Origin of the sequence: Bacillus sp. V26 (assembly GCF_034296245.1) — a bacterium.
GTDB lineage: Bacteria > Bacillota > Bacilli > Bacillales > Bacillaceae > Bacillus > Bacillus halotolerans.
Genome location: NZ_JAXKQF010000006.1, coordinates 43,146 through 68,893, shown reverse-complemented (window position 1 = coordinate 68,893; position 25,748 = coordinate 43,146). Strand labels below are relative to the sequence as shown.

The window sequence follows — 25,748 nt, the reverse complement described above, 5'->3', positions numbered from 1 at the left end:
TTCAACTCTCCTCATTCGGGAAATGATACAGTAACGTTTCCGGAAAGAGGGTTGGGCACATGGATGCGAAGGACCAGTGCATCTCTAAAATAAAACAGGAAACCAAGCCTTGGATACAGCGATTCGGAAGGCTTGGTTATTTTACATTCGGCGGCGTTTTTATCTTGCTCGGGATTCTGGCATTGATGACGGCTGCCGGAGCTGGCAGCGGGGCAAAGGATTCAAGCGGAGCGCTCCAAACCTTATCACGCATGCCATACGGATCGATTCTGCTTTTCTTCATCGGGATTGGACTCATCGGGTATGTCATATGGATGGTGCTGAGTGCGATTAAGGATACAGAGGGCCATGGCACGGGAAGACGGGGCCTGTCGCGAAGAACAGGAAATTTATTCAGCGCCGCCATATACGCATCGATTGCGTGGAATGCCCTTCGGTTTGTCTTTGATCAAGGGAGTGGCAGCACTTCTGAACAGACGTGGTCCGCTTATGTATTGGCGCAGCCGTTTGGCCAGTGGCTGACGGGACTCACAGGAGCGGGATTTATCCTATTTGCGATGGTTCAATTCATGAAAGGTATCCGGGCTTCTTTTATGAGAGAATTCGATATGTCAAAAATGAGCAAAGAGATGATATGTATTGCAAAAAACACAGGACGCGCAGGCAACATCGCCCGTGCCATTATTTTCTCAGCCATCGGCTTCTTTCTCATAAAAACCGCTCTCACCTCTGATCCGGACGACACAAGAGGCTTTGACGGGGCGCTCGCCGAACTCGCGCAGCAGCCGCATGGCAGAGTGATTCTGATCTTTTTGGCGTGCGGGCTTGTGTTATATGGAATATACGCCATCATGAAAGGCATTTATCAATATATGAAGTGGGAAAAATAAGCTCTGGGCAGATCTGTGCCAGAGCGTTTTTCAGTTTCTTGCAAATCAGGTGGATGAAAGCTGTTGCCAGCCTGTATAATAAAAGCAAATCAAAAGCAGGTTCACCATGAACTGATCCAAGGGAGGTGCGGAATGGATCGGGAAAAACAACAATTAAGCATAGAAGCGGCAAGGCTTTATTATCAGTCTGACTACAGTCAGCAGCAAATCGCAGAGCAGCTCAGCATTTCAAGGCCGACCGTTTCCCGATTGCTGCAATACGCAAAAGAAAAAGGATTTGTCCAAATTCGCGTGATGGACCCTTTTGAGGATTTAGATGCGCTCGGTTCCATGCTGGAAGAGAAATACGGGCTTCTCGAAGCGCACGTTGTGTTTTCTCCGACACCGGACTATGCAGCAATCACACATGACTTGAGCCGTTACGGTGCAGAATATATGCATGAAACGGTAAAAGACGGCGACATCGTCGGCGTCAGCTGGGGAACCACCATGTATCAGATCGCGCAAAACATGCAGCCAAAGCAGGTAAAAGGCGTAGAGGTCGTCCAGCTGAAAGGCGGCATCAGCCATTCCCGGGTAAACACCTATTCAGCTGAAACGATTCAGCTGTTTGCAGAGGCTTTTCAAACGATGCCGCGCTATCTTCCGCTTCCCGTCGTGTTTGATAATGCGGATGTGAAGAAAATGGTGGAGAAAGACCGTCATATCGAGCGGATCATTGAGATGGGCAAGCAGGCGAATATCGCTCTTTTCACGGTGGGAACAGTCCGTGACGAAGCGCTGTTATTCCGGCTCGGCTATTTTAACGAAGAAGAGAAAGCGTTGCTGAAACATCAGGCTGTCGGAGATATCTGTTCGCGTTTCTTTGACGAGGAAGGGAAGATTTGCAGCACCGCCATCAATGACCGGACCATCGGCGTCGAGCTTGAGGATCTGAGGCTGAAGGAACGCTCTATACTAGTGGCCGGCGGAAGCCGAAAAGTGTCCTCCATCCATGGTGCGTTAACAGGAAAATATGCCAATGTGTTAATCATTGACCAGCATACCGCAAGGGCACTTGTTAATGATTTGTGACACCTTCAGACCGTTCGCTGAACAAAATTTCAATTACCAATTTACATATGTTCAAAAGTCGGGTATGCTAAAAAATATCTTAACAAAAAAGGAAGTGTGCGAAGGATGACATTAGCCAATAAAATTGATCATACAGCTTTGAAACCGCATACACAAAAAGCGGATATTTTGAAATTAATAGAAGAAGCGAAAACATACAAATTCGCTTCTGTATGTGTAAACCCGACATGGGTGCAGCTGGCTGCAAAAGAGCTTGAGGGCACAGGAGTTGACGTATGTACAGTCATCGGCTTCCCGCTCGGCGCCAACACAACAGAAACAAAAGCGTTCGAAACGAAGGATGCGATTTCAAAAGGCGCCACTGAAGTGGACATGGTCATTAACATCGCTGCTTTGAAAGACAAAGAAGATGACGTGGTGGAAGCGGATATTCGCGGTGTGGTGGAAGCTGCAGCCGGAAAAGCGCTTGTCAAAGTCATTATTGAAACATGCCTGCTGACAGATGAAGAAAAAGAGCGTGCATGCCGTTTAGCGGTTTCTGCGGGAGCGGATTTCGTGAAAACTTCAACAGGCTTCTCAACAGGCGGCGCAACGAAGGAAGATATCGCTTTAATGCGCAAAACAGTAGGTCCTGATATCGGCGTAAAAGCATCCGGGGGTATCAGAACGAAAGAAGATGTAGACACAATGATCGAAGCAGGTGCGAGCCGCATTGGCGCAAGCGCAGGCGTTTCCATTGTAAAAGGAGAGAACGGAGCCGGCGGAGACGATTATTAAGAAGCAGACGGAAGGCACATCGCTTTCCGTGCCCTTCTTTTCTTTCCGGGGAAATAATAATGTAAGCGAATACAAATAAAGGAGAAACACATATGAAGTATTTGATTGGGATTATCGGTTTAATCGTGTTTTTAGGCCTTGCGTGGATCGCGAGCAGCGGCAAAAAAAGAATTAAGATCCGCCCAATTATTGTCATGCTCATTTTGCAGTTTATTCTCGGTTACATTCTCCTCAATACGGGGATCGGGAATTTTCTCGTAGGAGGATTTGCACAAGGATTCAGCTACCTGCTTGGCTATGCGGCAGAAGGAATCAACTTTGTGTTTGGCGGTTTGGTGAATGCGGATCAATCGACATTCTTTATGAACGTTCTCTTGCCGATTGTATTTATTTCAGCACTCATCGGGATTCTGCAAAAATGGAAGATCCTCCCGTTTATTATTAAATACATCGGCCTTGCCCTCAGCAAGGTTAACGGGATGGGAAGACTGGAGTCGTACAATGCTGTTGCATCTGCGATTTTAGGGCAATCAGAAGTATTTATCTCCTTAAAGAAAGAACTCGGTTTACTGTCACAGCAGCGGTTGTACACGCTTTGCGCTTCTGCGATGTCAACCGTATCCATGTCAATCGTCGGCGCTTACATGACGATGCTGAAGCCTGAATACGTCGTAACGGCTCTTGTATTGAACTTATTTGGCGGTTTTATCATTGCCTCTATTATTAATCCTTACGAGGTCGCTAAAGATGAGGATATGCTTCGTGTAGAAAATGAAGAAAAACAATCCTTCTTCGAAGTGCTCGGAGAATACATCTTAGATGGTTTCAAAGTAGCGGTTGTTGTCGCAGCGATGCTGATCGGATTTGTCGCGATTATTGCTTTGATCAATGGTATTTTTAACGCTGTACTCGGTATTTCCTTCCAAGACCTGCTTGGATATGTGTTTGCTCCATTCGCTTTTCTTGTTGGTATTCCATGGAATGAAGCTGTTAACGCCGGAAGCATTATGGCAACAAAAATGGTATCGAACGAATTTGTCGCCATGACGTCTCTTTCGCAAAACGGTTTTCATTTCAGCGGCCGTACAACAGCGATTGTATCAGTATTCCTCGTTTCGTTCGCGAATTTCTCTTCCATCGGTATCATTGCCGGTGCTGTAAAGGGTCTGAATGAAAAGCAAGGAAACGTCGTTGCTCGCTTCGGTCTGAAATTATTATACGGTGCCACGCTTGTCAGCTTTTTAACAGCGGCAGTTGTAGGTCTGATTTACTGAACATAATCGAAAAGGATCGGTGACTATAATGAGAATGGTAGATATTATCATCAAAAAACAAAACGGAAAAGAACTCACCACAGAAGAAATCCAGTTTTTCGTGAACGGCTATACGGACGGAAGCATTCCTGATTATCAGGCAAGCGCGCTTGCCATGGCGATTTTCTTCCAGGATATGAGTGATCGTGAACGGGCGGACTTAACAATGGCTATGGTGAACTCCGGTGAAACGATTGATCTTTCTGCCATCGAAGGAATTAAAGTGGATAAACATTCAACCGGCGGCGTCGGCGACACGACAACACTCGTGCTTGCACCGCTTGTCGCGGCTCTTGATGTGCCGGTTGCCAAAATGTCCGGCCGCGGCCTCGGCCATACAGGCGGAACAATTGATAAATTAGAGGCGATCGACGGGTTTCACGTGGAACTGTCAAAGGAAGAATTTATTAAGCTTGTGAACCGCGACAAGGTTGCCGTCATTGGCCAAAGCGGCAACTTAACGCCGGCGGATAAAAAACTGTACGCCCTGCGAGATGTAACGGGTACGGTGAATTCCATCCCGCTTATCGCTAGCTCCATTATGAGCAAAAAAATCGCTGCCGGAGCAGACGCGATCGTGCTTGACGTGAAAACGGGAGCGGGCGCCTTCATGAAAACAGAGGAAGATGCGGCTGAACTCGCGAAAGCAATGGTACGAATCGGCAACAAGGTCGGCCGCCAAACGATGGCTGTCATCTCCGACATGTCCCAGCCGCTCGGCTTTGCGATTGGAAATGCGCTTGAAGTGAAAGAAGCGATTGACACGCTCAGAGGCGAAGGCCCTGAAGACCTGCACGAGCTTGTCTTAACACTCGGCAGCCAGATGGTCGTGCTTGCGAAAAAAGCAGGTACATTAGACGAAGCAAGAGCAAAGCTTGAAGAGGTCATGAAAAACGGCAAAGCGCTTGAGAAATTCAAAGATTTCTTGAAAAACCAAGGCGGTGACAGCTCGATTGTTGATGACCCGTCTAAGCTTCCGCAAGCGGCTTATCACATTGATGTGCCAGCCAAAGAAGCGGGTGTCGTCTCCGAAATTGTCGCAGACGAAATCGGCGTCGCAGCCATGCTGTTAGGTGCTGGGCGCGCCACAAAAGAAGACGAAATCGATTTAGCCGTCGGCATCATGCTCCGCAAAAAGGTCGGCGACAAGGTAGAAAAAGGCGAACCACTCGTTACGCTCTATGCCAACCGGGAAAATGTCGATGAAGTCATCGCGAAAGTATATGACAATATCCGTATCGCAGCGGAGGCGAAGGCGCCAAAGCTGATTCATACGTTAATTACAGAATAAAAATAAAGCACATCCCATCCTGAGTGGGGTGTGCTGTTTTGATTAAAGGATGTGATCAACCTGATATTCCTCTTGTCCGATTTTTTTTGCTTTCGTAAGGTTTCTTCTGAAATAGTAGATGAGATAGCATAGAATGATACAAGGAATTCCGCAGAAGAGAGCGATTCTTTGATTGGGATCAAAAGCGAGACCGATACAAGAAGCTGAACATAATAAAAGAGCGGCTATAGGCATAAGAGGATAAAGCGGTGTGCGAAATGTCAGATCTTTCACATTCCCCCCTTTTTTAAGAAATCTCTTTCGGAACAAGAGTTGAGACAGCGCAATGCTCATCCAGACCACGACCCCTGCAAATCCAGCAATCGCTACCATCACCACATAAACAGTTCCCGGCGCCACAATACTGGAAACGAGAGATAAACAAGATACAGCCATACTGATGATTAAGGCATGTAGCGGAATGCCTTTAGATGTGACTTTTTTAAAACGAGAGCTGATCATGTTTTCATTTGCCAACGACCACAGCATACGGGTTGAGGCATATAGGCCTGAATTGGCAACGGACAGCAAGGCTGTTAATATAACAAAATTCATAATATCTGCGGCGTACGGGATTCCGATTTCTGCAAATACTGCTACAAAGGGGCTTTCGATTACTCCTGCTTCTTTCCATGAAATCAGTCCGGATAATACGAAGACGGCACCGATGAAAAAAATGACTGTCCGCCATGCGACATTACGGATGGAGCGCGGAATATCCTTTTGAGGATTTGCGGATTCTCCTGCTGTGACTCCGATTAATTCTGTTCCGGAAAAGGCAAAACTCACAGATATCATGGCGATAAATACAGCGAGAAAGCCGTTCGGAAACAATCCTCCATGACCTGTGAAATTTGAAAACATAGGGGCATCAGCCGTCCCGTTTAAAGAGATCAAGCCAAACATGGCGGCGCCTCCTAAAATGATAAATAAAATGATGGTGACAATCTTCACGCTCGAAAACCAAAATTCAGTTTCCGCAAATAATTTGACTGAAAATGCGTTGCATACGAAAAGGAGAGCTGCAAAAATCGCACTCCACATCCATACGCTGCTGTCAGGAAACCAGCGCTGCATGAGAATACCGGATGCGGTAAACTCAGAACCTACCGTCACCACCCAATTCACCCAGTACATGATGCCGACCATAAAACCGGTAGATGGCCCGATGAATGTTGTGGCGTATTTTTGAAAGGAACCGGTCACCGGCATGGCGACCGACAATTCACCGAGACATTGCATGACGAGGTACATCATCAATCCGCCGATTAAATAAGCGAGTATTGTACCGCCGGGACCGGCTTGGCTGAGTGTATAGCCCGTACTGAGGAAAAGTCCTGTTCCGATGACGCCTCCCAATGAAATCATAAATAAGTGCCTGCTTTTCATTGTCCGTTTTAGCTGATGGCCGCTTTTCTCTTGAAGACCCACCGTTTCGTCCTCCTTTTAGCTGCCGTTGATCAGGCAGATGAGTTTTCTTGTAACCAAAATACAACCTGCCGGAAGATCACTTGAATCGGAAGCGTTTCATTCCTTTTAATGCGTGTAACAGAACGTGAGCTGCGGCTCTGCTTGTCATATCCCGAAAATCGAGGGTGGGATCAACTTCAACGATTTCGATCCCTGCGACATTGGGCTCTTGTGCGATGTACTTGATTGATTCGAGTAATTCGTCTGTATAGAGGCCGCCCGGGCCAATCGCTGGACAGCCGGGTGCATGGGACTGGTCTAAGACATCCATATCAACAGATATAAAAATGAAGTCTGTTCTTGTTTGAACGGCAGACAGGATCTCTTTAATGGTCGGGATCAGTCCTTTTTCACGAATCATTCCCATCGTGCGGATGTCCACGTGATGATTTTTCGCGTATGTTTCATAGGCCAAGCTGTTGCTGAATTCTCTGATACCCAGTTGAATCAAATGCTGGCGTTCTATGATCTCTTCATCCAAAAGGCGGCGGAAGGGGGTGCCGTTTGTCGGCCCTCCGTCCTCCGTGTTCCGCACATCATGATGGGCATCAAATTGAATAACGGCTGTCGTTCCTTTCGTTTGCGCAATCGCTTTTATGGTGGAGTAGCTGATGGAGTTATCTCCCCCAAGTATGAGCGGTACCCAATCTGGGTGATCTGAAAGCAGAGCATGCATGGTTTGGAAGATTTGATCATGTGATTTCACGATATCAGTCACATGAATATCGACATCCCCCAGATCATAAAGAAAATCTGATACGACATGTTCCCCAAGCTCCGCAGAATAAGCCGATGAATGCTTTAGAGCCTGGCGGATTGTTCCGGGGGCAAAGGAAGCGCCGGAATGACTGATGGATGATTTTGACAGGGGGACACCTATCAGCGCCGGCCCCTTAATGCCTTGGCCGTCCCATTTTGCGATCAGGTCACTCATTTTTGTCACATCCCGGTCTTTAAACGAAGAGCCTGCCTCTCTGAGAAAAGGGTATTTATCCAAGAATGGCTCCCTCCCTGTTGACAACAAATGTCCCCTTTTTCATGACTTGATGTACATGATTGACGCCGTAGTGATACGGAATATACATGTAATTCGAGGCTTGCCAAATGACAAGATCTGCTGAGCGGCCAGCTTTGAGCTGCCCTGCTTCTTCGCCTTTTCCTATGGCATATGCGGCGTTGACTGTGACTGCATGCCATATTTCTTCTGCGGTCATTTTCAGATGAAGCGCGGCAATCGACATGATCAGCTGAATATTTTCAGTTGGGGAGCTGCCCGGGTTAAAGTCCGTTGCCAGGCTGACACGTACACCCGCATCAATCATGTCTCTTGCCCTGGCATATGTGTGTTTGCCGAGATAAAATGTTGTGCCCGGCAAGAGGACGGCGATGGTTCCTGATTCAGCCATTTGCTGTATGCCTTCATCAGAGGCGCCCACCAAATGATCGGCTGAGACAGCTCTTAGCTCAGCCGCTAATTCAGCTCCTCCAAGAGGGTCAATTTCATCAGCGTGGATTTTTAATCCGAATCCCGCCTCAGCCGCTTTTTTTAAGTAACGTCGGGATTGACTGACTGTAAAAACGCCTGTTTCTGTAAAAATATCTGCAAAGGCTGCGAGCTCTTCCTCTTTTATTTCTGGCAAGAGATTCAGCATGCGATCTAAAAATTCATCGGGGCTGTCCTTATCTTCAGGAGGAATGGCATGAGCTCCCATGAAAGTGGAGACAAGGTCAATGGGCTGGCTCTCGTGCAGTTTTTTCACGACGCGCAATTGTTTCAGCTCTGTATCTTTATCTAAGCCGTAGCCGCTCTTCACTTCAGCCGTGGTCGTGCCGTATGACAGCATTCTTTGCAGATGAAAACGGCCTTTTTGCAGCAGCTCTTCTTCTGAGGCGGCCCGGGTGTCTTTGACAGTGGACAAAATACCGCCGCCCTGCGCGAGAATATCTAAATAAGAGATGCCCTGGAGTTTAAGATTCATCTCCTTTTCCCGAGATCCGCCAAATACAAGATGGGTATGCGGATCGACGAGGCCCGGCGTTACAAGCCGTCCCGAACAATCAATGATGTCGTCTGCCTCGTAACCGGCTTCGGCCCCTTTTTTTCCGGCGAACACAATCTTCTGTTCGTGGATTCCAACCACAGCGTCTTCGATCACATGAAGATCCTGCATGCTTTTGCCCGCGCGTGGGCCGCTGCTTTCCATCGTCAAAAGCTGACCGATGTTGATGAGAATCGTATCAATTTGTTTCGGCATGTTATCACTCCCTTATTTTTGCATCGGCACGATAATGTCCTGTTTCTTCGCTACTTCAACGGCACGTTCATAACCCGCATCCGCATGGCGGATAATGCCCATCCCCGGATCGCTCGTTAAGACCCTGGCGAGCCGTTCGTCAGCCAGCTCACTTCCATCGGCAACTGCGACCATACCGGCATGCAAGGAATAGCCCATTCCGACGCCGCCGCCATGGTGGAAGGAAACCCAGCTCGCACCCGCCGCCGTGTTGACAAGTGCATTGAGCACAGCCCAATCGCCGACAGCGTCACTTCCGTCCTTCATCGCTTCAGTTTCCCGGTTTGGAGAGGCGACAGACCCGCAGTCCAAATGATCTCTCCCAATCACGACAGGCGCTTTTAGCTCCCCGTTTCGGACCAATTCGTTAATGGCAAGGCCCATCTTTTTTCGTTCTCCATATCCAAGCCAGCAAATGCGGGACGGCAAGCCTTGGAACGTGACTTTTTCCTGTGCCATATCGATCCAGCGGTGAAGGGCCTTGTTTGCCGGGAACAGTTCTTTTAATAACGCATCCGTACGGTAAATATCTGCCGGATCACCGGAAAGTGCCGCCCAGCGGAATGGTCCTTTTCCTTCACAGAATAAGGGACGGATGTAAGCAGGGACAAACCCCGGAAAATCGAAGGCATTCTCCAGCCCTTCATCCTTTGCAACTTGCCGGATATTGTTGCCGTAATCAAATACAATTGAGCCCTTTTGTTGAAATGCCAGCATGGCTTCCACATGTTTTTTCATGCTTTGTTTCGCAAGGCGCACATAAAGGTTTGGATTGTCTTGGCGCAAACGATCAGCTTCCTCAAGTGAATAGCCCTCGGGAACATAACCGATTAATGGGTCATGGGCAGACGTCTGATCCGTCACAATATCGATTTTGACGCCTCGGTTCAAAAGTGTGTGGTGAACCTCAGCCGCGTTTCCGAGAAGAGCAATGGATAGAGGTTTTCCTGCCAGCTTTGCCTCTTCAGCCCACGCTAAGGCTTCCTCAATCGAGGCTGTTTTTCGATCGCAGTATCTTGTTTCGATCCGCTTGTCGATACGTTTTTCATCAACCTCGACGGCAATGACGACTCCTTCATTCATCGTGACAGAGAGCGGCTGGGCGCCTCCCATTCCGCCGAGACCGGCTGTCAGCGTCAATGTTCCTTTTAAGCTTCCTCCGAAGTGCTGTCTCGCAAGCTCAGCGAAAGTTTCATAGGTTCCTTGCAATATGCCCTGTGAGCCAATGTAAATCCAGCTGCCTGCCGTCATCTGTCCGTACATCATTAACCCTTTTTTCTCAAGCTCGTGGAAATGCTCCCAGTTCGCCCACTTTGGAACAAGAACAGAGTTTGCTAAAAGCACGCGCGGCGCCTGCGGGTGCGTACGGAACATGCCAACGGGCTTTCCGGATTGCACGAGCAGTGTCTCATCATGTTTTAGTGTTTTCAGAGAATGCTCAATGGCGTGAAAAGCGTCCCAATCCCGTGCGGCTTTGCCAATCCCGCCGTATACGATTAGGTCCTCGGGCTTCTCGGCGACATCTGGGTCAAGGTTGTTGCGAAGCATCCGAAGCACCGCCTCTTGTTCCCACCCTAAACATTCAAGCTCTGTCCCCCGGTTGGCACGGATTGATTTTTTCACATTAGTCATATGTTCATCCCCCTCAATTCTTCGTTCTGTTGATATGGTAATAAAGATTCCTTCTTCAGCCAGGCAGTCAAGCGTTCGATGTCATAGGAAAAAACGCGGTCCTGCTGAATAGACGGCACGACTTTTCTCATTTCTTGAAAAAGCTGTTTGGTGTAGGACGCTGCATGTTCTATGCCTCTGTATTCAACAGCCTGCAATGCGCAAATCGCTTCAATCGCAATGACTCTCCTTGTATTTGCGATCACCTGATAAGCATGCCGAGCGGCGATGGTTCCCATGCTGACATGGTCTTCTTGGTTGGCGGATGACGGAATAGAATCCACACTTGCGGGATGGGCCAGTGTTTTATTTTCAGAAACAAGCGAGGCAGCGGCATACTGCATGATCATTGCACCGGATTGCAGACCGGGATGAGGGCTTAGGAATGGCGGCAGGTCATTCAGCTGCGGGTTCACAAGGCGCTCGATCCTGCGCTCTGCGATATTCGCAAGCTCTGATACTGCGATTTTTAGAAAATCCATGGCAAAGGCGATCGGCTGCCCGTGAAAGTTTCCGCCAGAGATGACTTTGTCACCGTCATTGAAAATAAGAGGATTGTCTGTAGCTGCATTCATCTCAATCTCTAATTTTTCCTTCACGTAGCCTAACGTCTGCCAGGTCGCACCGTGCACTTGCGGAATACAGCGCAATGAATAGGCATCCTGGACCCGCAGTTCTCCTTGAGAGGTCGTCAGGCTGCTGTCAGATAGATAAAAACGGATTCGTTCTGCGACATCGATCTGCTCCTGATAGCCGCGGGCGGAGTGAATATCCTCGTCAAACGCATCGATAATTCCGTGGAGCCCTTCAATCGTTAAGCTGGCAATGCGCTCTGTTTGATAGGCTAGTTTTTCCGCTTCAATGTATGCAACCACACCCATAGCAGTCATGGCCTGAGTCCCATTAATCAAGGCAAGCCCTTCCTTGGATGTCAGCGCTACCGGCTGAATGCCGGCTTTTTTCAAGCCTTTCATTGCCGGCATCCTTTCTCCCTCAAAAAAGACTTCTCCTTGCCCGATCAGCGCAAGCGCCAGATGGGAGAGTGGCGCCAGATCTCCGCTTGCACCAAGTGATCCCTGCTGGGGAATGACAGGATGGACACGTTTATTTAAAAAAGCAAGCAATTGCTCAATCAGCTCAGCACGCACACCGGAAAACCCTTTTAACAGCGCATTGGCGCGCAAAAGCAGCATTGCCCTGGAAACACACTCAGGAAAAGGATCGCCGACTCCGCAGGCATGAGAAAGAATTAAATTCAGCTGCAGCGCCGCCGAGTCTTCCTTCTGAATCAGGACATCACTGAATTTGCCAAATCCGGTGGTAATGCCGTATATTGTCTTTTCTTCGTGAACAATCCGCTCCACTGCGGCTCTGCTTTTTTTCACACGCTCCATACTTTCTTCGGAAGCCGCTGTCTCTTCAAAATCAAACAGCACTCGCGCGACGTCGGCTGTTGTCAATGAAGAACCGTCTAATGTCACCATAAGCCCAACTCCTTTGTCTTTACTTTGGTAAAGCGCCCATACAAAAAGGGGCTATGCTGTGAAATTCTGATTTCACGCATAGCCCCCTATCGTCTAAGATCTATGGGCTGTTTCATATGTGATTAATTCCAACGCCGAATGTTTCATGCTCAAGTCCTTTAATCGGCGCCCCGATTGTTCCGTAAAGCGAGACAGCAATCCAATCGCCTTCCGCTTCGCTTTCATAAGGATTTCCCCTCAAAACGGCGAACCTCAGGCCAACCGTCCGAAGCAGTGATCCAAGCAGCATTTCCCCTCTGGTCACGCCATGCAAAGCCTCCATCGTCGCATGGTAAAGCGCATGTGACTCACGGTAACCCTCGGATTGAATGACCCCGCTCTTTTTGGAAGCGGTTTCAATTGCGGCTACTACTTTATGCGCGTCCATTGATCCTACCTTGCCGAGACAGACTTTCCATCCATCTCGCTCCAGTTCCTCGACCTGTGTACTTTCCTCAGCTTCATGAAGCAGCAGAAGAACAGACAACCGGCCAATACGGCGCTCTTTGTGCAGTGTCATATGAATCACTCAATTCCTAAAAATTCTGATAACTATTAACTGAGTATTATATTAATTGTTTCAGCAATAGAAGTCAAAAGGTTTTTTACAGTCTTTAACAAGTTAGATTGGTATTGTGATATCGTGACGCAGAAATCTAGCACATTGCACACCATAGCCAGACAGGTGTGCGGGCGGCTGCTGTCGTACTCTAGAAATGAGTTCATATAGAAGGGGAGCGAAGTGCAGTGAAGAGCTTACATTGGGGAATCATCGGCCTTGGCGCAATCGCCTCAGATTTCGCCAAAGCGCTGAGAGAAGTAAACGGAACGGTCTATGCTGCAGGGTCACGAAGCTTCGATAAAGCCAAAGCGTTCGCCAAGGAGCATCATGTGGAAAAAGCCTATGGCAGCTATGAAGAACTGCTGCTAGATGAGAATGTTGATATTGTCTACATTGCCACTCCGCATTCAAACCACTATGAATATATGATGAAAAGCCTTCAGCATCACAAGCATGTTCTTTGTGAGAAGGCCATTACCGTCAATGCGAGACAGCTAAAGGAGATCATCGGTTTGGCTAAAGAAAAACAGCTTATTGTATCTGAAGCGATGACCATCTACCATATGCCGCTGTATAAAAAACTCCGGGAGATCGTAAAGGCGGGTCGCATCGGGCCCCTTAAAATGGTTCAAGTCTCCTTTGGAACGTGCAAGCCATACGACGTGACAAACCGGTTCTTTAATCAGGAACTGGCTGGCGGCGCACTCTTAGACACAGGAGCCTATGCGCTCTCGTTCGCAAGATATTTTCTCACGAGCCAGCCGAATGAGATCCTCAGCACGGCCAAGCCGGCTGATACAGTGTAGACGAGCAGTCAGGCATCATCTTAAAAAACACCGACAATGAAATGGCCGTCATATCGCTGACCATGCGCGCAAAAATGCCAAAAAGAGGCGTAGTCGCTGGAGAAAACGGCTTTATCACAGTCGACGATTTTACAAGGCCGGACAAAGCACTCATTACGTACGCCAATGGAAAAACAGAGATGATTGAAGAAGGAGAAACCGCAAAAGGGTTGAACTATGAAGTAGAGGATATGCAAAATGCAGTCCTGCATCAAACAGGCAGCCAAACCATCAGTCTCTCCCTGGATGTCATGAGCATCATGGACAATGTAAGACAACAGTGGGGAATCACCTACCCGTTTGAATATGAAAACATCCGGCCTTCCTAAAGGGCTGGTGTTCCTTCATGAAATGTAAGCGCTTAAAAATTTAATAAAAAAGAGAGGCGAACTGTACAGATGTTCAACCGATTGTTTCGTGTATGTTTTCTTGCTGCTCTTCTCATGGCTTTCACCCTGCCCAATGCTACCCATGCACAAAAGGCAGAAAAACCCGTCTTTAAAGAAGTCAGCGTCCATGATCCTTCCATCATTGAGACGAACGGCACCTTTTATGTTTTCGGATCTCATTTAGCTTCAGCGAAAACAAATGACCTCATGCAATGGCAGCAGCTGACTGGCAGTGTCAGCAACAATAACCCTCTTATTCCCAATGTCTATGAAGAATTAAAAGATACCTTCGAATGGGCGCAATCCGATACCCTGTGGGCGGCTGATGTCGCGCAGCTGGCGGACGGCAAATACTATATGTACTACAATGCCTGCCGCGGTGACTCACCAAGATCCGCCATGGGAGTGGCCGTCGCTGACAACATCGAAGGGCCCTATAAAAACAAGGGCATCTTTTTGAAATCAGGCATGGAAGGCACAAGCAATGACGGAACACCGTATGACGCAACAAAACACCCGAACGTCGTAGACCCGCACACCTTTTTTGATAAAAACGGCAAGCTGTGGATGGTGTACGGTTCATATTCAGGCGGCATTTTCATCCTGGAAATGAATCCGAAAACTGGCTTCCCGCTCCCTGGACAGGGGTACGGCAAAAAACTGCTCGGCGGCAACCACAGCAGAATCGAAGGCCCATATATCCTCTACAATCCAGACACCAACTACTACTACTTATACCTATCATATGGCGGCCTAGACGCAATAGGCGGCTACAACATCCGTGTCGCCCGCTCCAAAAAACCAGATGGCCCGTATTATGACGCTGAGGGCAACCCAATGATTAATGTCCAAGGCAAAGAAGGCACATTCTTCGATGACCGCTCCATTGAGCCGTACGGCGTCAAACTCATGGGCAGCTATTCATTTGAAACAGAAACTGAAAAAGGAGCCGGATACGTCTCACCGGGCCACAACTCAGCCTATTATGACGATAAAACCGGCCGTTCTTATTTATTCTTCCACACCCGTTTTCCGGGCAGAGGTGAAGAACACGAAGTCAGAGTCCACCAGATGTTCATGAACAAAGACGGATGGCCGGTAGCAGCGCCATATCGATATGCAGGTGAAACCTTGAAAAAAGTAAAACAAAAGGACTTAACAGGAACATACAAACTCATCCAGCACGGAAAAGACATCTCAGCCGACATCAAAAAAACCATCAACATTCAGCTCAACAAAGACCACACCATTTCCGGGGAAATGACCGGAACGTGGAAGAAAACTGGAAATGACGCAGCCGACATCACGCTAGCCGGCAAGATGTATAATGGCGTATTTTTACGCCAGTGGGATTCGGTGAGAGAGAAGAACGTGATGACCTTTAGTGTGTTGAATGGCAGCGGTGAGGCTATTTGGGGATCTAAATAAGATAGAGAAGGCGCCTTCGTAGGAAGGCGTTTTTTATCGTCTTTATTGACTATAAGCAATAGTCCAACGGAAGAAAAAAATAGAATGATAAATGAGGTTAAAGACCTAAATGAAAAGTCCTCCTTGTGCTTATTATCCCCGCTATAAAATTGCAGATATCGAATTTATAGCAATTTAGAACCGGTGTAACTCTTTTCAAGACAAACCCTTTTACCTATTTATCCAATATGACCCATCATGTAATATGAAAATAGTCTGTATTGTCAATAATTGACACAGTTTGATAGAAACACGAGGTGTTGCGGCATGCATAGTGAAATGTTGTTACATTCGGTAAAAGCCGACTTACATGAAAAACAGGAACAGATCCATCAGTTAAAACGAGTGCTGCACGAAATCAGGCAAATCAAACACGAATTTTCCGAGGCCCAGCATCTCATTCATCGGCCTCATCTTAACCGAGAGGCATGGAGAGGAACACATGCGGAGCGATTTGAAGATATTCGTGAAGGAATGAACAAAGCATATCGTCAAATCAAAAGTGAACAGGTCAGCGAAATCATTGAAAGCATCGAAGGAAAAATCTACTCATTAGAGGGCGACGTCTATTCCATCAGACGCCAAATCACGAGAATAGAGCATGAAATAGAGAAGGAAAAACATAAAAAGTGAGGTGAGCACAATTGGCACAGGAAATCAAAATGGTCTATGGCACAGTGAAGCAAGGGCTTTCTCAGCTCAAGAATTCAGCTGAACTCAAGTCCTCCGTGCCCGGCCATCTCTCAGGCAGAAATCATTTAAACGTTGTGAAGTCCATCGAGCAATTAAATGAGGACATCAAAGAGCTCACTGAAGCATATGCGTCCGTTCTGGCCAAGCATATCGCACAAACGGAAAGCGCGGTAAACGCCATGAAGGAAACAGACGAGAACCTATCATCTTCCATGAAATAAAGCACGGGAGGACACAAGATTGAAAACATTAGATGTCCACGCTCTTCACGAGGGCATTCAGCATACGATTGAGAAACTGGACAAGCAAAAACAGCAGCTGGAGAAGCTGGAAAAAAGCGTTGAGCATCTGGCAGGCATGAAGGATGCGTTAAAAGGAAAAGGCGGAGATGCCATTCGGACCTTCTACGAGGAGTGCCACAAGCCTTTTCTCCTTTTCTTTGGCATGTTTATCGACGAATACAAAAAAGTGCTGAAACAAACACAGCATGCGATTTCCTCTGTAGAATCTGACTCCCACGGCATGATTGCAGAGGCTTTTCTCTCACACGATGCCAGACACGGGATCAAGCATGCACGAGAAGTGACAGAGCAGCTCACTGACGCCGTGAATCGGCAAACATCAGCCATCGGCCACATCGTCAGCCTGCCGACAGTCAATGACTCCTTTTTTCGGTTGGAAACAGAACAGGCTGAGCGACTGATTTCGGACACCCTGAATAAGCTCTTTCAATTTGACGGCCAGCAAACCCAAGCACTAGAAACGCCAAAATCAGATTTACAAACGATGAAAAAATATATAGACCAGCTCGAAACCATGTACACAGGGCCAAAGATTGAGATCACAGGCTACAAAAGCGGCTCTATCTTGAAATCGCAGGAAGAAGAAAACATCAACCAAACCTTCGGCGCCATCAATCCGCAAATGAAATAGCCGGATGATTCACCGATGGAGATGATGCTGAAGAAACTGGAGAAACATAAGCAATCAAACGTTGATTCTGTGATAATGGATGACAAACAACAAAAGATCGAGCGTGAGATTTATGGTGATGACAGTAACTTGACGGTACTGCAGAAAGAAGCAGCAGCCCACCCGAAAGTCTATGGAGACATACGGGTGATAAATGATAAACTATATAATCATAAAGGATTAAAAAAGATAGATACGATAGAAGTGATTGACGAACTAACTCGTGATACTGCAAGCATCGACTACGTCGGCGGCAAATATTATGTATATGAAAACGGCCAAATTGTGAGAGAACTCTACGCTGGAGGGAAAAAGCGGCTAGAAGAAGTGTCTTACATTCCAGAGGATAAAGTAGGCGGAGCTAAGCCAATTGATTCGTTTCTTGCCGGAACTCAATATGAATTTATTGAGTGGGTAAGCCCTCAGGGTGCTGTTAAAAAGTTGGCGGTCCGAGGCGGGAAGCGTGTTGTTACAGATGTGGCTAAACATATTGCGGAGAAGGAAAGTAAGGGTGAAGTTAATAAGGCTGCTTCAAAGGGTGCGAGTGAAGGTAGGAAATTGGTATCTTCAAAGACGGTTATTAGCTCAGATATGGAAGCGAAAATATTGGAAGGACAACGTAAAGTTCCAAAAAATATTTTAATAGGTGGACATTCCTCAAGTATAAACAACGCTAATGATAATTTCGCAGTGGAAGTACTATCTACTAATGCAGATGGGACGAAAAATGTTATGTTTACTAAGCAATTTGTAGATGGTAATATTTCTAAAATTAAAAAGAGTACATTATTTCCGGAATCGTGGAATGATGATCAGATTCTTAAGAGTATTATAGAGGTTGGAAATACACCACCTATATCTACAAGGTTGAGGGATAGATCAACTTGGCATAGAGCATCAAAAAATGGAGTGGAAATAGATGTTATCAAAAATGGTGACGATGTAACTAGTGGTTACCCAACAGGAAAGGTAAATGCGCCTCGTCCATCAGGTTTTTGAGATGTAAATTGAAAGGTGATAAAAAATGTATAGAGAATTGGATAATCTTTTATCTGCTGAAACAACTGAGGACTCATGGTACGATGATGGTTGTATAATTGCAAGTGATATATTGTCAGATTTTAGAGCAGATGATTGGGGAAAATTAAAAAACGAAGCACTTACTAAACCTTTGGAATGGCAAAAAAAACTGGCATACTGTATGGATAATAATGGAAGTTCACATGAATTTTCAATATTACTATCACTACTTAGTATTGATAATGAAGAGCTATTTGAGGTATGCATAGATTCTCTAAGAAGCTTTGTGACTCCCGAGAGTAAACAAATGATACTGAATGATCCATTCATACTTCAGCGAATAAATGATAAGTTGCCAAAAGCAAGTGCCCCAGTAAAGAAAATACTTGAAGACTTCCTTGAGAAGGTTCATTCTTAATATTTTGTTATAGAATTGTTTATGCAACAAAGCTTAAAAATAAATGATAACTTTTTAAAGCTTATTCTCACACAGTGATGTGGAGTGGAATAAGCTTTTCCTATTGTAGAAAATCAGCTCCTAATTTTAAATATTACGTTAAAGAGGTGGAAAAGTATCAGGTGAACCAGAATGGAAGAGATAGAAGGATGTATTCAGTTGAGATAATCAAGAAAAATGAATTTGAATGTAACTGGATTATTGTTTATTGGTAGGCGGTTTAAGTTAATTTCTTCACAAAAAGTTACAAGTTATGCGGTTAATTATCTAGGGAATAAACTTAATATTAAAGATGAAAATATCCTTGAATTGGCATGGGAACAAACTGAAGAAAAAGCAGATGCTTTATTAGAACAAATAGTATCTGACAGTCTTCTGGAGCCATGAATAGAGAATATCATTAATGGTTATGCATTGTTTTGAAGGATATATATAATTATTCTTCTGATGATATTATGTTTAGCGACATTGAAAACATTTTTTCTATTTTTAATAAACCTGAACATATGCACAATTTTTTTAGAAATGTATCGGATGCATTTTATTACCCTTCTGATTCGAAATATACAGTAAAAGAACTACTGAAAGAATTTCTGGAAACTGAGAGGGAAATAATTCTCTTTAAAGTACGATTGGAAAATACTCATTGTCTTGCTTGTGTTAAAAGCACGCCACCCAACGGTGAGTAATAAATAGCGGAGATAGTTTAATTGCTCAAGTATAAATATACGATTGAATATAATGATGATTATGATGAAGCCATTTTAAATTTGGAAAATGAAGAACCACTTAAAAATGGATACCTCATTAGTAATTTGTTAGGAGCTGATATATTTAGCGATTTTAATAGCATAAAAGAAGAGATTGAGCATTTAATAAAAGTATTAGCTGGAAAATTACCAATATACGAAAGTGGAGGGAATGTAAATATAATTAGTTCTGATAAACATAAAACTGTGGTTGAAGATATTTTCGCAGACGAAGAAGAAGATAGTATATGCACAATAGAGACTGTGGAATATACCAAGATCATTTTAATCTGGGCAAAAGAAAATATTAAGTACAAAAATAAACGAGGTATTTTATCAACAGAGGAAGCTGATGAAAGAATAGAATGGATAAAAGAAAAGTGCAGTGAATTAAATTTTACAGAGTGATAATTGCAAATTCTCTTACCGAGTTTTTAAGAAAAATAGAAAAGAACGATCAGTATTATCTTGATTTATTAGATAATGAATGATTTAAACATTTAGCATAAAATGAAATATCTATAAAGGATATTAATCCTATTATCTTTCCCTAAAAGGAGCAAGATGACATGTTATCGATCAATAAACAAGAGGACCCTGTTTTTCAGTTTTTGGCTGGAACATTCCATCAGGATATTGAATCTCCCGATGATGCTTTACAAGAGTTATTAACAGAGGAAAGTAAGGAATATTTGGAGGATGCTATTGTCTTTTTAACGGATTTTATAGAAAGTGAGCATTCAGATAATGAGAAAAATGATTACATTCAATCTTGCGCAGATGGCGTGTATTTTCCTGCGTTTAATTTAGAACCAATTGATTGGCTAAAAAATGTAATAGTGCAAATAAAGAAGTCTTTAAATAAAATTTAAACGATAACGATTCTTAACCTTGATTGGAAAAAATGCCTTTCAAGGTTTTTTAATAACAATAACATTTTAGTGAAGTTAATAATAAGTTTAAATCTTTATTATTACCTTTGTACTAGAATCGATACTCTTAGTCAATACTAAAAATGAAAGCGTTGACATCCTATAAATCTAGTGCTAAAGTATACCTACAAACAAATCAGCGACCCGTCAGGATTGTTACTGCGAAAGCAGGCAAAACCTAAATGGTACAGGTGCAGGAGGAGACTCTCGCAATCTGTGTCATTTAGGTTTTTTTTATTCTCATTTTGGAGGTGATGCGGCATTAAATACAAAAAAAGCTGGAGAAAGGCGGCCACCTTTCATCCAGCCGGTTCCCCCAAAAAAAGGAGGTATACACATGGATTATGATAAATTATCGAGAGACATATTACAACTCGCAGGCGGTGAAGAAAACGTTCAGCGCGTGATTCATTGCATGACGAGACTGCGTTTTAATCTTTATGACAATTCGAAAGCGGATCGGAGTCAATTGGAGCAGCTGCCGGGTGTGATGGGCACCAATATCAGCGGCGAGCAGTTTCAAATTATCATCGGAAATGATGTGCCGAAGGTGTATCAGGCGATTTTGCAAAGAAGCAGCCTCAGTGATGAAAAGAGCACCGGGGCATCTGGCCAGAAAAAGAATGTGCTGAGTGCGGTCTTTGATGTGATTTCTGGTGTGTTTACACCGATCCTGCCCGCGATTGCTGGTGCAGGTATGATCAAAGGGCTCGTTGCGTTAGCGGTCACATTCGGCTGGGTGGCGGAGAAGAGCCAGGTGCATGTCATTCTGTCAGTTGTTGGTGACGGTGCGTTCTACTTTCTTCCGCTCCTGCTTGCGATGAGTGCGGCGAGAAAGTTTGGAAGCAATCCGTATGTAGCGGCGGCGATAGCAGCGGCGATTCTGCATCCGGATTTGACGGCGCTACTTGGTTCGGGGAAACCGATATCCTTTATCGGGCTCCCTGTAACCGCTGCCACTTATTCATCAACGGTCATCCCGATTTTGCTTGCGATTTGGATCGCATCGTATGTGGAAAAGTGGATTGACCGAATCACGCATTCTTCTCTCAAATTGATTGTCGTCCCGACCCTGACATTGTTGATCGTCGTGCCGCTGACATTGATTACAGTGGGTCCGCTGGGTGCTATTTTAGGAGAATACTTGTCTGTCGGCGTAAACTATTTATTTGATCATGCCGGGCTTGTGGCGATGATTTTGCTTGCGGGAACGTTCTCTTTGATCATTATGACGGGCATGCATTATGCATTGGTGCCGATTATGATTAACAACATCGCGCAAAACGGCCACGATTATTTGCTGCCTGCCATGTTTTTGGCGAATATGGGACAGGCCGGCGCATCTTTTGCGGTTTTTCTTCGCTCCAGAAACAAGAAATTTAAATCGCTTGCGCTTACCACAAGTGTGACGGCGCTGATGGGGATTACAGAACCCGCGATGTACGGCGTTAATATGCGATTGAAAAAACCGTTTGCGGCCGCTTTGCTTGGCGGTGCGGCTGGCGGCGCATTTTACGGCGTTACGGGTGTTGCTTCCTATATTGTCGGAGGCAACGCAGGGCTGCCGAGTATCCCGGTCTTTATCGGCCCAACGTTTATCTACGCGATAATCGGTCTTGTGATTGCGTTTGTTGCGGGAACAGCGGCAGCTTATCTTATTGGATTCGAGGATGTACCGTCTGAAAGTGATCAGCAGCCTTCTGTGACAAATGGCCATGAGGGCAGCGGAGAAATCATTCACAGCCCGATTAAGGGAGAAGTGAAAGCATTAAGTGAAGTCAATGATGGAGTGTTTTCTGCCGGGATCATGGGAAAAGGGTTTGCCATTGAGCCTGAAGAAGGAGAAGTTGTTTCACCTGTTCATGGAAGCGTTACCACCGTTTTTAAAACAAAGCACGCCATTGGCATTACGAGTGATCAGGGAGCTGAGATCCTCATACACATTGGATTGGACACTGTCAAACTGGAGGGCCAATGGTTCACGGCTCATGTCAAAGAAGGCGACAAGGTCGCGCCTGGAGATCCGCTCGTTTCCTTTGATCTGGAACAGATTAAAGCAGCTGGATATGACGTGATCACCCCGGTTATCGTCACTAACACAGACCAATATTCATTTTCGCCGGTAAAAGAAATCGGCAGGGTGCAAACAAAAGAAGCGCTGCTTGCTTTATCTTAAAAAATAAACTGATGAGGTGAACTGTAATGAGTGCAAATGCAAAACGATTTCCAGAAGGGTTTTTATGGGGCGGCGCGGTTGCTGCCAACCAAGTTGAGGGTGCTTATAACGAGGGCGGCAAGGGACTTTCGACAGCTGATGTATCACCGAACGGCATCATGTCTCCATTTGATGAATCGATGACTTCTTTAAATCTGTATCATACCGGAATTGATTTTTATCATCGTTATAAAGAGGATATTGCCTTATTTGCAGAAATGGGTTTCAAAGCGTTCCGCACTTCGATTGCGTGGACAAGAATTTTTCCGAATGGCGATGAAGAGGAGCCAAATGAAGAAGGCCTCAAATTTTATGATGATTTGTTTGATGAGTTGTTAAAGCATCATATTGAGCCAGTCGTGACCATCTCTCATTATGAAATGCCGCTCGGTCTTGTGAAACATTATGGCGGCTGGAAGAACCGCAAAGTCATAGAGTTTTATGAACGCTATGCCAGAACTGTTTTCAAACGCTATCAACACAAAGTGAAGTACTGGATGACATTCAACGAAATTAATGTGGTGCTCCATGCGCCGTTTACAGGCGGCGGTCTTGTTTTTGAAGAAGGAGAAAACCAATTGAACGCGATGTACCAGGCAGCGCACCACCAGTTTGTCGCCAGCGCCCTTGCCGTCAAAGCGGGACATGAGATCATTCCCGACTCGAAAATTGGCTGTATGATCGCCGCGACGACAACCTATCCGATGACTTCTAAGCCGGAGGATGTTTTCGCGGCAATGGAGAATGAGCGCAAAACACTTTTCTTCTCAGATGTTCAGGCACGAGGCGCATACCCGGGATATATGAAACGCTATCTGGCCGAAAACAATATTACGATTGAAATGGCTGAAGGCGATGAGGAATTGTTGAAAAAACATACGGTCGATTACATCGGATTTAGCTACTACATGTCCATGGCGGCGAGCACCGATCCTGAAGATCTTGCGAAATCAGGGGGCAATCTGCTGGGCGGTGTGAAAAATCCATATCTCAAATCATCAGAATGGGGCTGGCAGATTGACCCGAAAGGCTTGCGCATCACGCTCAACACGTTATACGACCGCTATCAGAAGCCGCTGTTTATCGTGGAAAACGGCCTTGGCGCGGCAGATAAAGTTGAGGAGGACGGCTCCATTCACGATGATTACAGAATTGACTATCTGCGGGATCACTTAATGGAAGCGCGCGAAGCGATTGCTGACGGCGTTGAGCTGATCGGATACACATCATGGGGACCGATTGACCTTGTCAGCGCGTCCACTGCCGAAATGAAAAAACGCTATGGCTACATTTATGTTGATCGAGACAATGAGGGGAACGGAACATTGAATCGCATCAAGAAAAAAAGCTTCGGCTGGTATCAGCAGGTCATTGCCACAAACGGAGAAAGTCTCTGACAACTTTATGAAAAAACATACACCGCAATTGACAATAACAGACAGCAGGCGGACAATAAAAGAGAAAGATGAACCACCCACAGTCCGAAAGGCGGGAAGCGTATGTTTAACAAAATGTTAGTTGCGATTGACGGGTCAGAAATGAGTGCAAAAGCCCTTGATGCCGCAGTGCATCTGGCAAAAGAACAGCAGGCAGAACTAAGCATCCTTCATGTGGGGAGAGAAGCCGTCGTAGCGACTTCTTCTCTGACCGGGATTGTCTATGTACCAGAACATTTTATTGATGAAATCAGGCAAGAAGTGAAAAAAGAAGGCTTACACATCCTTGAGAACGCGAAAGCGAAAGCGGCCGAGAGCGGCGTTCAAGCCGACATCATTTACGCACAGGGAGAGCCGGCATACGAAATTTTAAATAACGCAAAAGAGAAAGGCGTCAGCCTGATCGTAGTCGGAAGCCGGGGCATCAGCGGCCTGAAAGAAATGATGCTTGGAAGCGTCAGCCATAAAGTGTCTCAATTATCAACTTGTCCTGTATTAATTGTCCGATAGATAAGAAGAAAAAAGCGCCTACAAGGCGCTTTTTTTATGTATAGATTCGTAAAATAACTCTGGGTGATTTATGGAACTGCTTCCTTTATAATAGTATCAATATGTAAAAAAGAGGATTTTCTCTTATATCTGCTAGATAGCTATACTGGGGGGCATTTGATGCAGCACAATCTCATATTACAAAAACAAAAATCTACAGCCGTGCTGAAAATGGTCATCTCCATGGTGATTTTCGGTTCTATCGGCTTTTTCTCTGAGCATACCAATTTGCAGTCATTTGAATTGGTCTTTGTCCGCTGCCTGTGCGCGACGCTATTTTTAAGCTTTTGCTGGCTGGCGTCCGGTCAGCATAAAACTGAAAAGTGGAGCAAGAGAGACGTGCTGCAAACATTGGCGTGCGGTTTCTTTCTCGTATTCAACTGGGTCTTCTTATTTAAGTCTTTTGAAGAAACGTCAGTTACAATTGCTATCTCTGTATACCACCTTGCACCTGTGCTTGTTCTTCTCCTGGGGAGTATTATCTATAGAGAAAAATTAAATGTGATCTCCGTCAGCTCCATTATCATCTGCTTTCTTGGAACGGCGCTGATTTCCGGGATTAACGGCAGCACTTCATTGACACAGCTGATGGGATCAGGAATCATTTGGGCAGTTCTCGCCGCACTGTTTTATGCGTTCACCACTTTATTGGGAAAAGGCATTCAAAACCACAGCCCTTACACGACCACCTTCCTGCAAACCGGTTTAGGGGTTATCATCCTGATTCCGTTTATTCACTTCGGCGCTTTTGCAAACCTGTCTCAGGGAAACTGGATCATGGTCGTCTCCACTGGTATTATTCATACAGGTATTGTGTATTTGCTGTTTTTTGACAGTTTGCGATTTTTATCAACGAAATTTATTTCGGTCATTGTCTTCCTCGACCCCGCTGTCGCGATCGTGCTCGATACCGTGTTTACGGGATTCCGGCCGGATCTTTTTCAGACACTCGGCATTGCAATGATCTTTGCGGGTATGGCTTTGACGCTTGTCAGGAGGCAGGGGAAGGCGGATGCAGCTGAAGAAAAGGATTTAGAACAATTTCAATCATGATAGAAAAAAGTGTAAAGGCCTTAAATGGGCCTTTTTTTGGTTTTTTGGGTCTTTTTGCTCTATTTAA

22 protein-coding genes and 3 pseudogenes are annotated in these 25,748 nt (G+C 45.6%); 19 read left to right on the top strand and 6 right to left on the bottom strand.

Annotation, left to right across the window (positions count from 1 at the left end; all coding sequences use genetic code 11):
* Positions 1-59: 59 nt before the first annotated feature.
* From UJ203_RS16615 to UJ203_RS16595, 5 genes are all read left to right on the top strand, one after another.
* Positions 60-890, top strand: a complete 831-nt coding sequence (locus UJ203_RS16615) for a DUF1206 domain-containing protein (RefSeq protein ID WP_305934209.1) — start codon at positions 60-62, stop codon at positions 888-890.
* A gap of 132 nt (positions 891-1,022) precedes the next feature.
* Positions 1,023-1,964, top strand: a complete 942-nt coding sequence (deoR, locus tag UJ203_RS16610; protein WP_103672009.1) for a DNA-binding transcriptional repressor DeoR — start codon at positions 1,023-1,025, stop codon at positions 1,962-1,964.
* A 105-nt stretch (positions 1,965-2,069) separates the two neighbouring features.
* The gene (gene deoC, locus UJ203_RS16605) at positions 2,070-2,741 is read left to right on the top strand and encodes a deoxyribose-phosphate aldolase (protein WP_024123415.1); all 672 of its coding nucleotides are present in this window, start codon (positions 2,070-2,072) and stop codon (positions 2,739-2,741) included.
* A 92-nt stretch (positions 2,742-2,833) separates the two neighbouring features.
* On the top strand, positions 2,834-4,015 hold the full coding sequence (gene nupC / locus UJ203_RS16600) for a nucleoside permease NupC (protein WP_024123414.1): 1,182 nt from the start codon (positions 2,834-2,836) through the stop codon (positions 4,013-4,015).
* Positions 4,016-4,043: 28 nt separating this feature from the next.
* Complete coding sequence (locus tag UJ203_RS16595) at positions 4,044-5,345, top strand: pyrimidine-nucleoside phosphorylase (RefSeq protein WP_268510177.1); 1,302 nt, start codon at positions 4,044-4,046, stop codon at positions 5,343-5,345.
* A gap of 42 nt (positions 5,346-5,387) precedes the next feature.
* On the opposite strand, the gene UJ203_RS16590 is transcribed toward UJ203_RS16595, so the two are convergent.
* From UJ203_RS16590 to hutP, 6 genes are all read right to left on the bottom strand, one after another.
* Entirely contained in the window at positions 5,388-6,815 is a 1,428-nt protein-coding gene (locus UJ203_RS16590) for an amino acid permease (protein ID WP_059292197.1), read from the bottom strand.
* Positions 6,816-6,891: 76 nt separating this feature from the next.
* Positions 6,892-7,851, bottom strand: a complete 960-nt coding sequence (hutG, locus tag UJ203_RS16585) for a formimidoylglutamase (protein WP_322012526.1) — start codon at positions 7,849-7,851, stop codon at positions 6,892-6,894.
* Positions 7,844-9,109: an imidazolonepropionase gene (gene hutI / locus UJ203_RS16580; protein ID WP_322012524.1), complete on the bottom strand. Its 1,266-nt coding sequence runs from the start codon at positions 9,107-9,109 to the stop codon at positions 7,844-7,846. Before hutI ends, hutG begins: the two co-directional genes overlap by 8 nt.
* A gap of 12 nt (positions 9,110-9,121) precedes the next feature.
* Positions 9,122-10,780 carry a urocanate hydratase gene (gene hutU, locus UJ203_RS16575; RefSeq protein WP_322012522.1) on the bottom strand — a complete coding sequence of 553 codons (1,659 nt, stop codon included), beginning with the start codon at positions 10,778-10,780 and terminating at the stop codon, positions 9,122-9,124.
* On the bottom strand, positions 10,777-12,303 hold the full coding sequence (gene hutH, locus UJ203_RS16570; RefSeq protein WP_322012520.1) for a histidine ammonia-lyase: 1,527 nt from the start codon (positions 12,301-12,303) through the stop codon (positions 10,777-10,779). The genes hutU and hutH overlap by 4 nt, the downstream gene beginning before the upstream one ends.
* Before the next feature lie 112 nt (positions 12,304-12,415).
* Entirely contained in the window at positions 12,416-12,862 is a 447-nt protein-coding gene (gene hutP / locus UJ203_RS16565) for a hut operon transcriptional regulator HutP (protein ID WP_044160053.1), read from the bottom strand.
* A 227-nt stretch (positions 12,863-13,089) separates the two neighbouring features.
* Here hutP and UJ203_RS16560 point away from each other — a divergent pair.
* The 14 genes and pseudogenes from UJ203_RS16560 (at position 13,090) to UJ203_RS16490 (ending at position 25,681) form a co-directional block, all read left to right on the top strand.
* Positions 13,090-14,078, top strand: a pseudogene (locus UJ203_RS16560) (Gfo/Idh/MocA family protein).
* Positions 14,079-14,147: 69 nt separating this feature from the next.
* Positions 14,148-15,566 (top strand): glycoside hydrolase family 43 protein, encoded by a 1,419-nt coding sequence (locus tag UJ203_RS16555; protein ID WP_322012517.1) that lies wholly within the window; start codon positions 14,148-14,150, stop codon positions 15,564-15,566.
* A gap of 306 nt (positions 15,567-15,872) precedes the next feature.
* Positions 15,873-16,238, top strand: a complete 366-nt coding sequence (locus UJ203_RS16550) for a YwqH-like family protein (protein ID WP_322012515.1) — start codon at positions 15,873-15,875, stop codon at positions 16,236-16,238.
* A gap of 11 nt (positions 16,239-16,249) precedes the next feature.
* Positions 16,250-16,519 carry a YwqI/YxiC family protein gene (locus tag UJ203_RS16545; RefSeq protein WP_322012513.1) on the top strand — a complete coding sequence of 90 codons (270 nt, stop codon included), beginning with the start codon at positions 16,250-16,252 and terminating at the stop codon, positions 16,517-16,519.
* Positions 16,520-16,538: 19 nt separating this feature from the next.
* Positions 16,539-18,269 (top strand): annotated as a pseudogene (locus UJ203_RS16540) (T7SS effector LXG polymorphic toxin).
* Positions 18,270-18,294: 25 nt separating this feature from the next.
* On the top strand, positions 18,295-18,708 hold the full coding sequence (locus UJ203_RS16535; RefSeq protein ID WP_248337844.1) for a hypothetical protein: 414 nt from the start codon (positions 18,295-18,297) through the stop codon (positions 18,706-18,708).
* 222 nt (positions 18,709-18,930) lie between these two features.
* The gene (locus UJ203_RS16530) at positions 18,931-19,134 is read left to right on the top strand and encodes a DUF2247 family protein (RefSeq protein ID WP_322012510.1); all 204 of its coding nucleotides are present in this window, start codon (positions 18,931-18,933) and stop codon (positions 19,132-19,134) included.
* A 323-nt stretch (positions 19,135-19,457) separates the two neighbouring features.
* Entirely contained in the window at positions 19,458-19,904 is a 447-nt protein-coding gene (locus UJ203_RS16520) for a hypothetical protein (RefSeq protein ID WP_216394697.1), read from the top strand.
* Positions 19,901-19,987, top strand: a pseudogene (locus UJ203_RS16515) (hypothetical protein); the annotation flags it as partial. The gene UJ203_RS16520 and the pseudogene UJ203_RS16515, both read left to right, overlap by 4 nt.
* Positions 19,988-20,065: 78 nt before the next feature.
* A complete protein-coding gene (locus tag UJ203_RS16510; RefSeq protein ID WP_322012506.1) occupies positions 20,066-20,368 on the top strand; it encodes a contact-dependent growth inhibition system immunity protein in 303 nt (100 codons plus the stop codon).
* A gap of 397 nt (positions 20,369-20,765) precedes the next feature.
* Positions 20,766-22,604 (top strand): beta-glucoside-specific PTS transporter subunit IIABC, encoded by a 1,839-nt coding sequence (locus UJ203_RS16505; protein WP_322012502.1) that lies wholly within the window; start codon positions 20,766-20,768, stop codon positions 22,602-22,604.
* A 26-nt stretch (positions 22,605-22,630) separates the two neighbouring features.
* Positions 22,631-24,040, top strand: a complete 1,410-nt coding sequence (gene bglH / locus UJ203_RS16500; RefSeq protein WP_322012500.1) for an aryl-phospho-beta-d-glucosidase — start codon at positions 22,631-22,633, stop codon at positions 24,038-24,040.
* Positions 24,041-24,142: 102 nt separating this feature from the next.
* Complete coding sequence (locus UJ203_RS16495) at positions 24,143-24,589, top strand: universal stress protein (RefSeq protein WP_322012498.1); 447 nt, start codon at positions 24,143-24,145, stop codon at positions 24,587-24,589.
* Between the two features lie 159 nt (positions 24,590-24,748).
* Positions 24,749-25,681, top strand: coding sequence for a DMT family transporter (locus UJ203_RS16490; protein WP_322012496.1), 933 nt, complete (start codon positions 24,749-24,751; stop codon positions 25,679-25,681).
* Positions 25,682-25,748 lie beyond the last annotated feature (67 nt).

Coding starts and splice junctions, on each gene's coding strand:
- bglH (WP_322012500.1), top strand. CDS start 22,631: ATGAGTGCAAATGCAAAACGATTTCCAGAAGGGTTTTTATGGGGCGGC.
- UJ203_RS16535 (WP_248337844.1), top strand. CDS start 18,295: ATGTATAGAGAATTGGATAATCTTTTATCTGCTGAAACAACTGAGGAC.
- hutH (WP_322012520.1), bottom strand. CDS start 12,303: ATGGTGACATTAGACGGTTCTTCATTGACAACAGCCGACGTCGCGCGA.
- UJ203_RS16595 (WP_268510177.1), top strand. CDS start 4,044: ATGAGAATGGTAGATATTATCATCAAAAAACAAAACGGAAAAGAACTC.
- UJ203_RS16615 (WP_305934209.1), top strand. CDS start 60: ATGGATGCGAAGGACCAGTGCATCTCTAAAATAAAACAGGAAACCAAG.
- hutU (WP_322012522.1), bottom strand. CDS start 10,780: ATGACTAATGTGAAAAAATCAATCCGTGCCAACCGGGGGACAGAGCTT.
- deoR (WP_103672009.1), top strand. CDS start 1,023: ATGGATCGGGAAAAACAACAATTAAGCATAGAAGCGGCAAGGCTTTAT.
- deoC (WP_024123415.1), top strand. CDS start 2,070: ATGACATTAGCCAATAAAATTGATCATACAGCTTTGAAACCGCATACA.
- UJ203_RS16495 (WP_322012498.1), top strand. CDS start 24,143: ATGTTTAACAAAATGTTAGTTGCGATTGACGGGTCAGAAATGAGTGCA.
- hutI (WP_322012524.1), bottom strand. CDS start 9,109: ATGCCGAAACAAATTGATACGATTCTCATCAACATCGGTCAGCTTTTG.
- hutP (WP_044160053.1), bottom strand. CDS start 12,862: ATGACACTGCACAAAGAGCGCCGTATTGGCCGGTTGTCTGTTCTTCTG.
- UJ203_RS16510 (WP_322012506.1), top strand. CDS start 20,066: ATGTTATCGATCAATAAACAAGAGGACCCTGTTTTTCAGTTTTTGGCT.
- UJ203_RS16505 (WP_322012502.1), top strand. CDS start 20,766: ATGGATTATGATAAATTATCGAGAGACATATTACAACTCGCAGGCGGT.
- UJ203_RS16490 (WP_322012496.1), top strand. CDS start 24,749: ATGCAGCACAATCTCATATTACAAAAACAAAAATCTACAGCCGTGCTG.
- UJ203_RS16555 (WP_322012517.1), top strand. CDS start 14,148: ATGTTCAACCGATTGTTTCGTGTATGTTTTCTTGCTGCTCTTCTCATG.
- nupC (WP_024123414.1), top strand. CDS start 2,834: ATGAAGTATTTGATTGGGATTATCGGTTTAATCGTGTTTTTAGGCCTT.
- UJ203_RS16550 (WP_322012515.1), top strand. CDS start 15,873: ATGCATAGTGAAATGTTGTTACATTCGGTAAAAGCCGACTTACATGAA.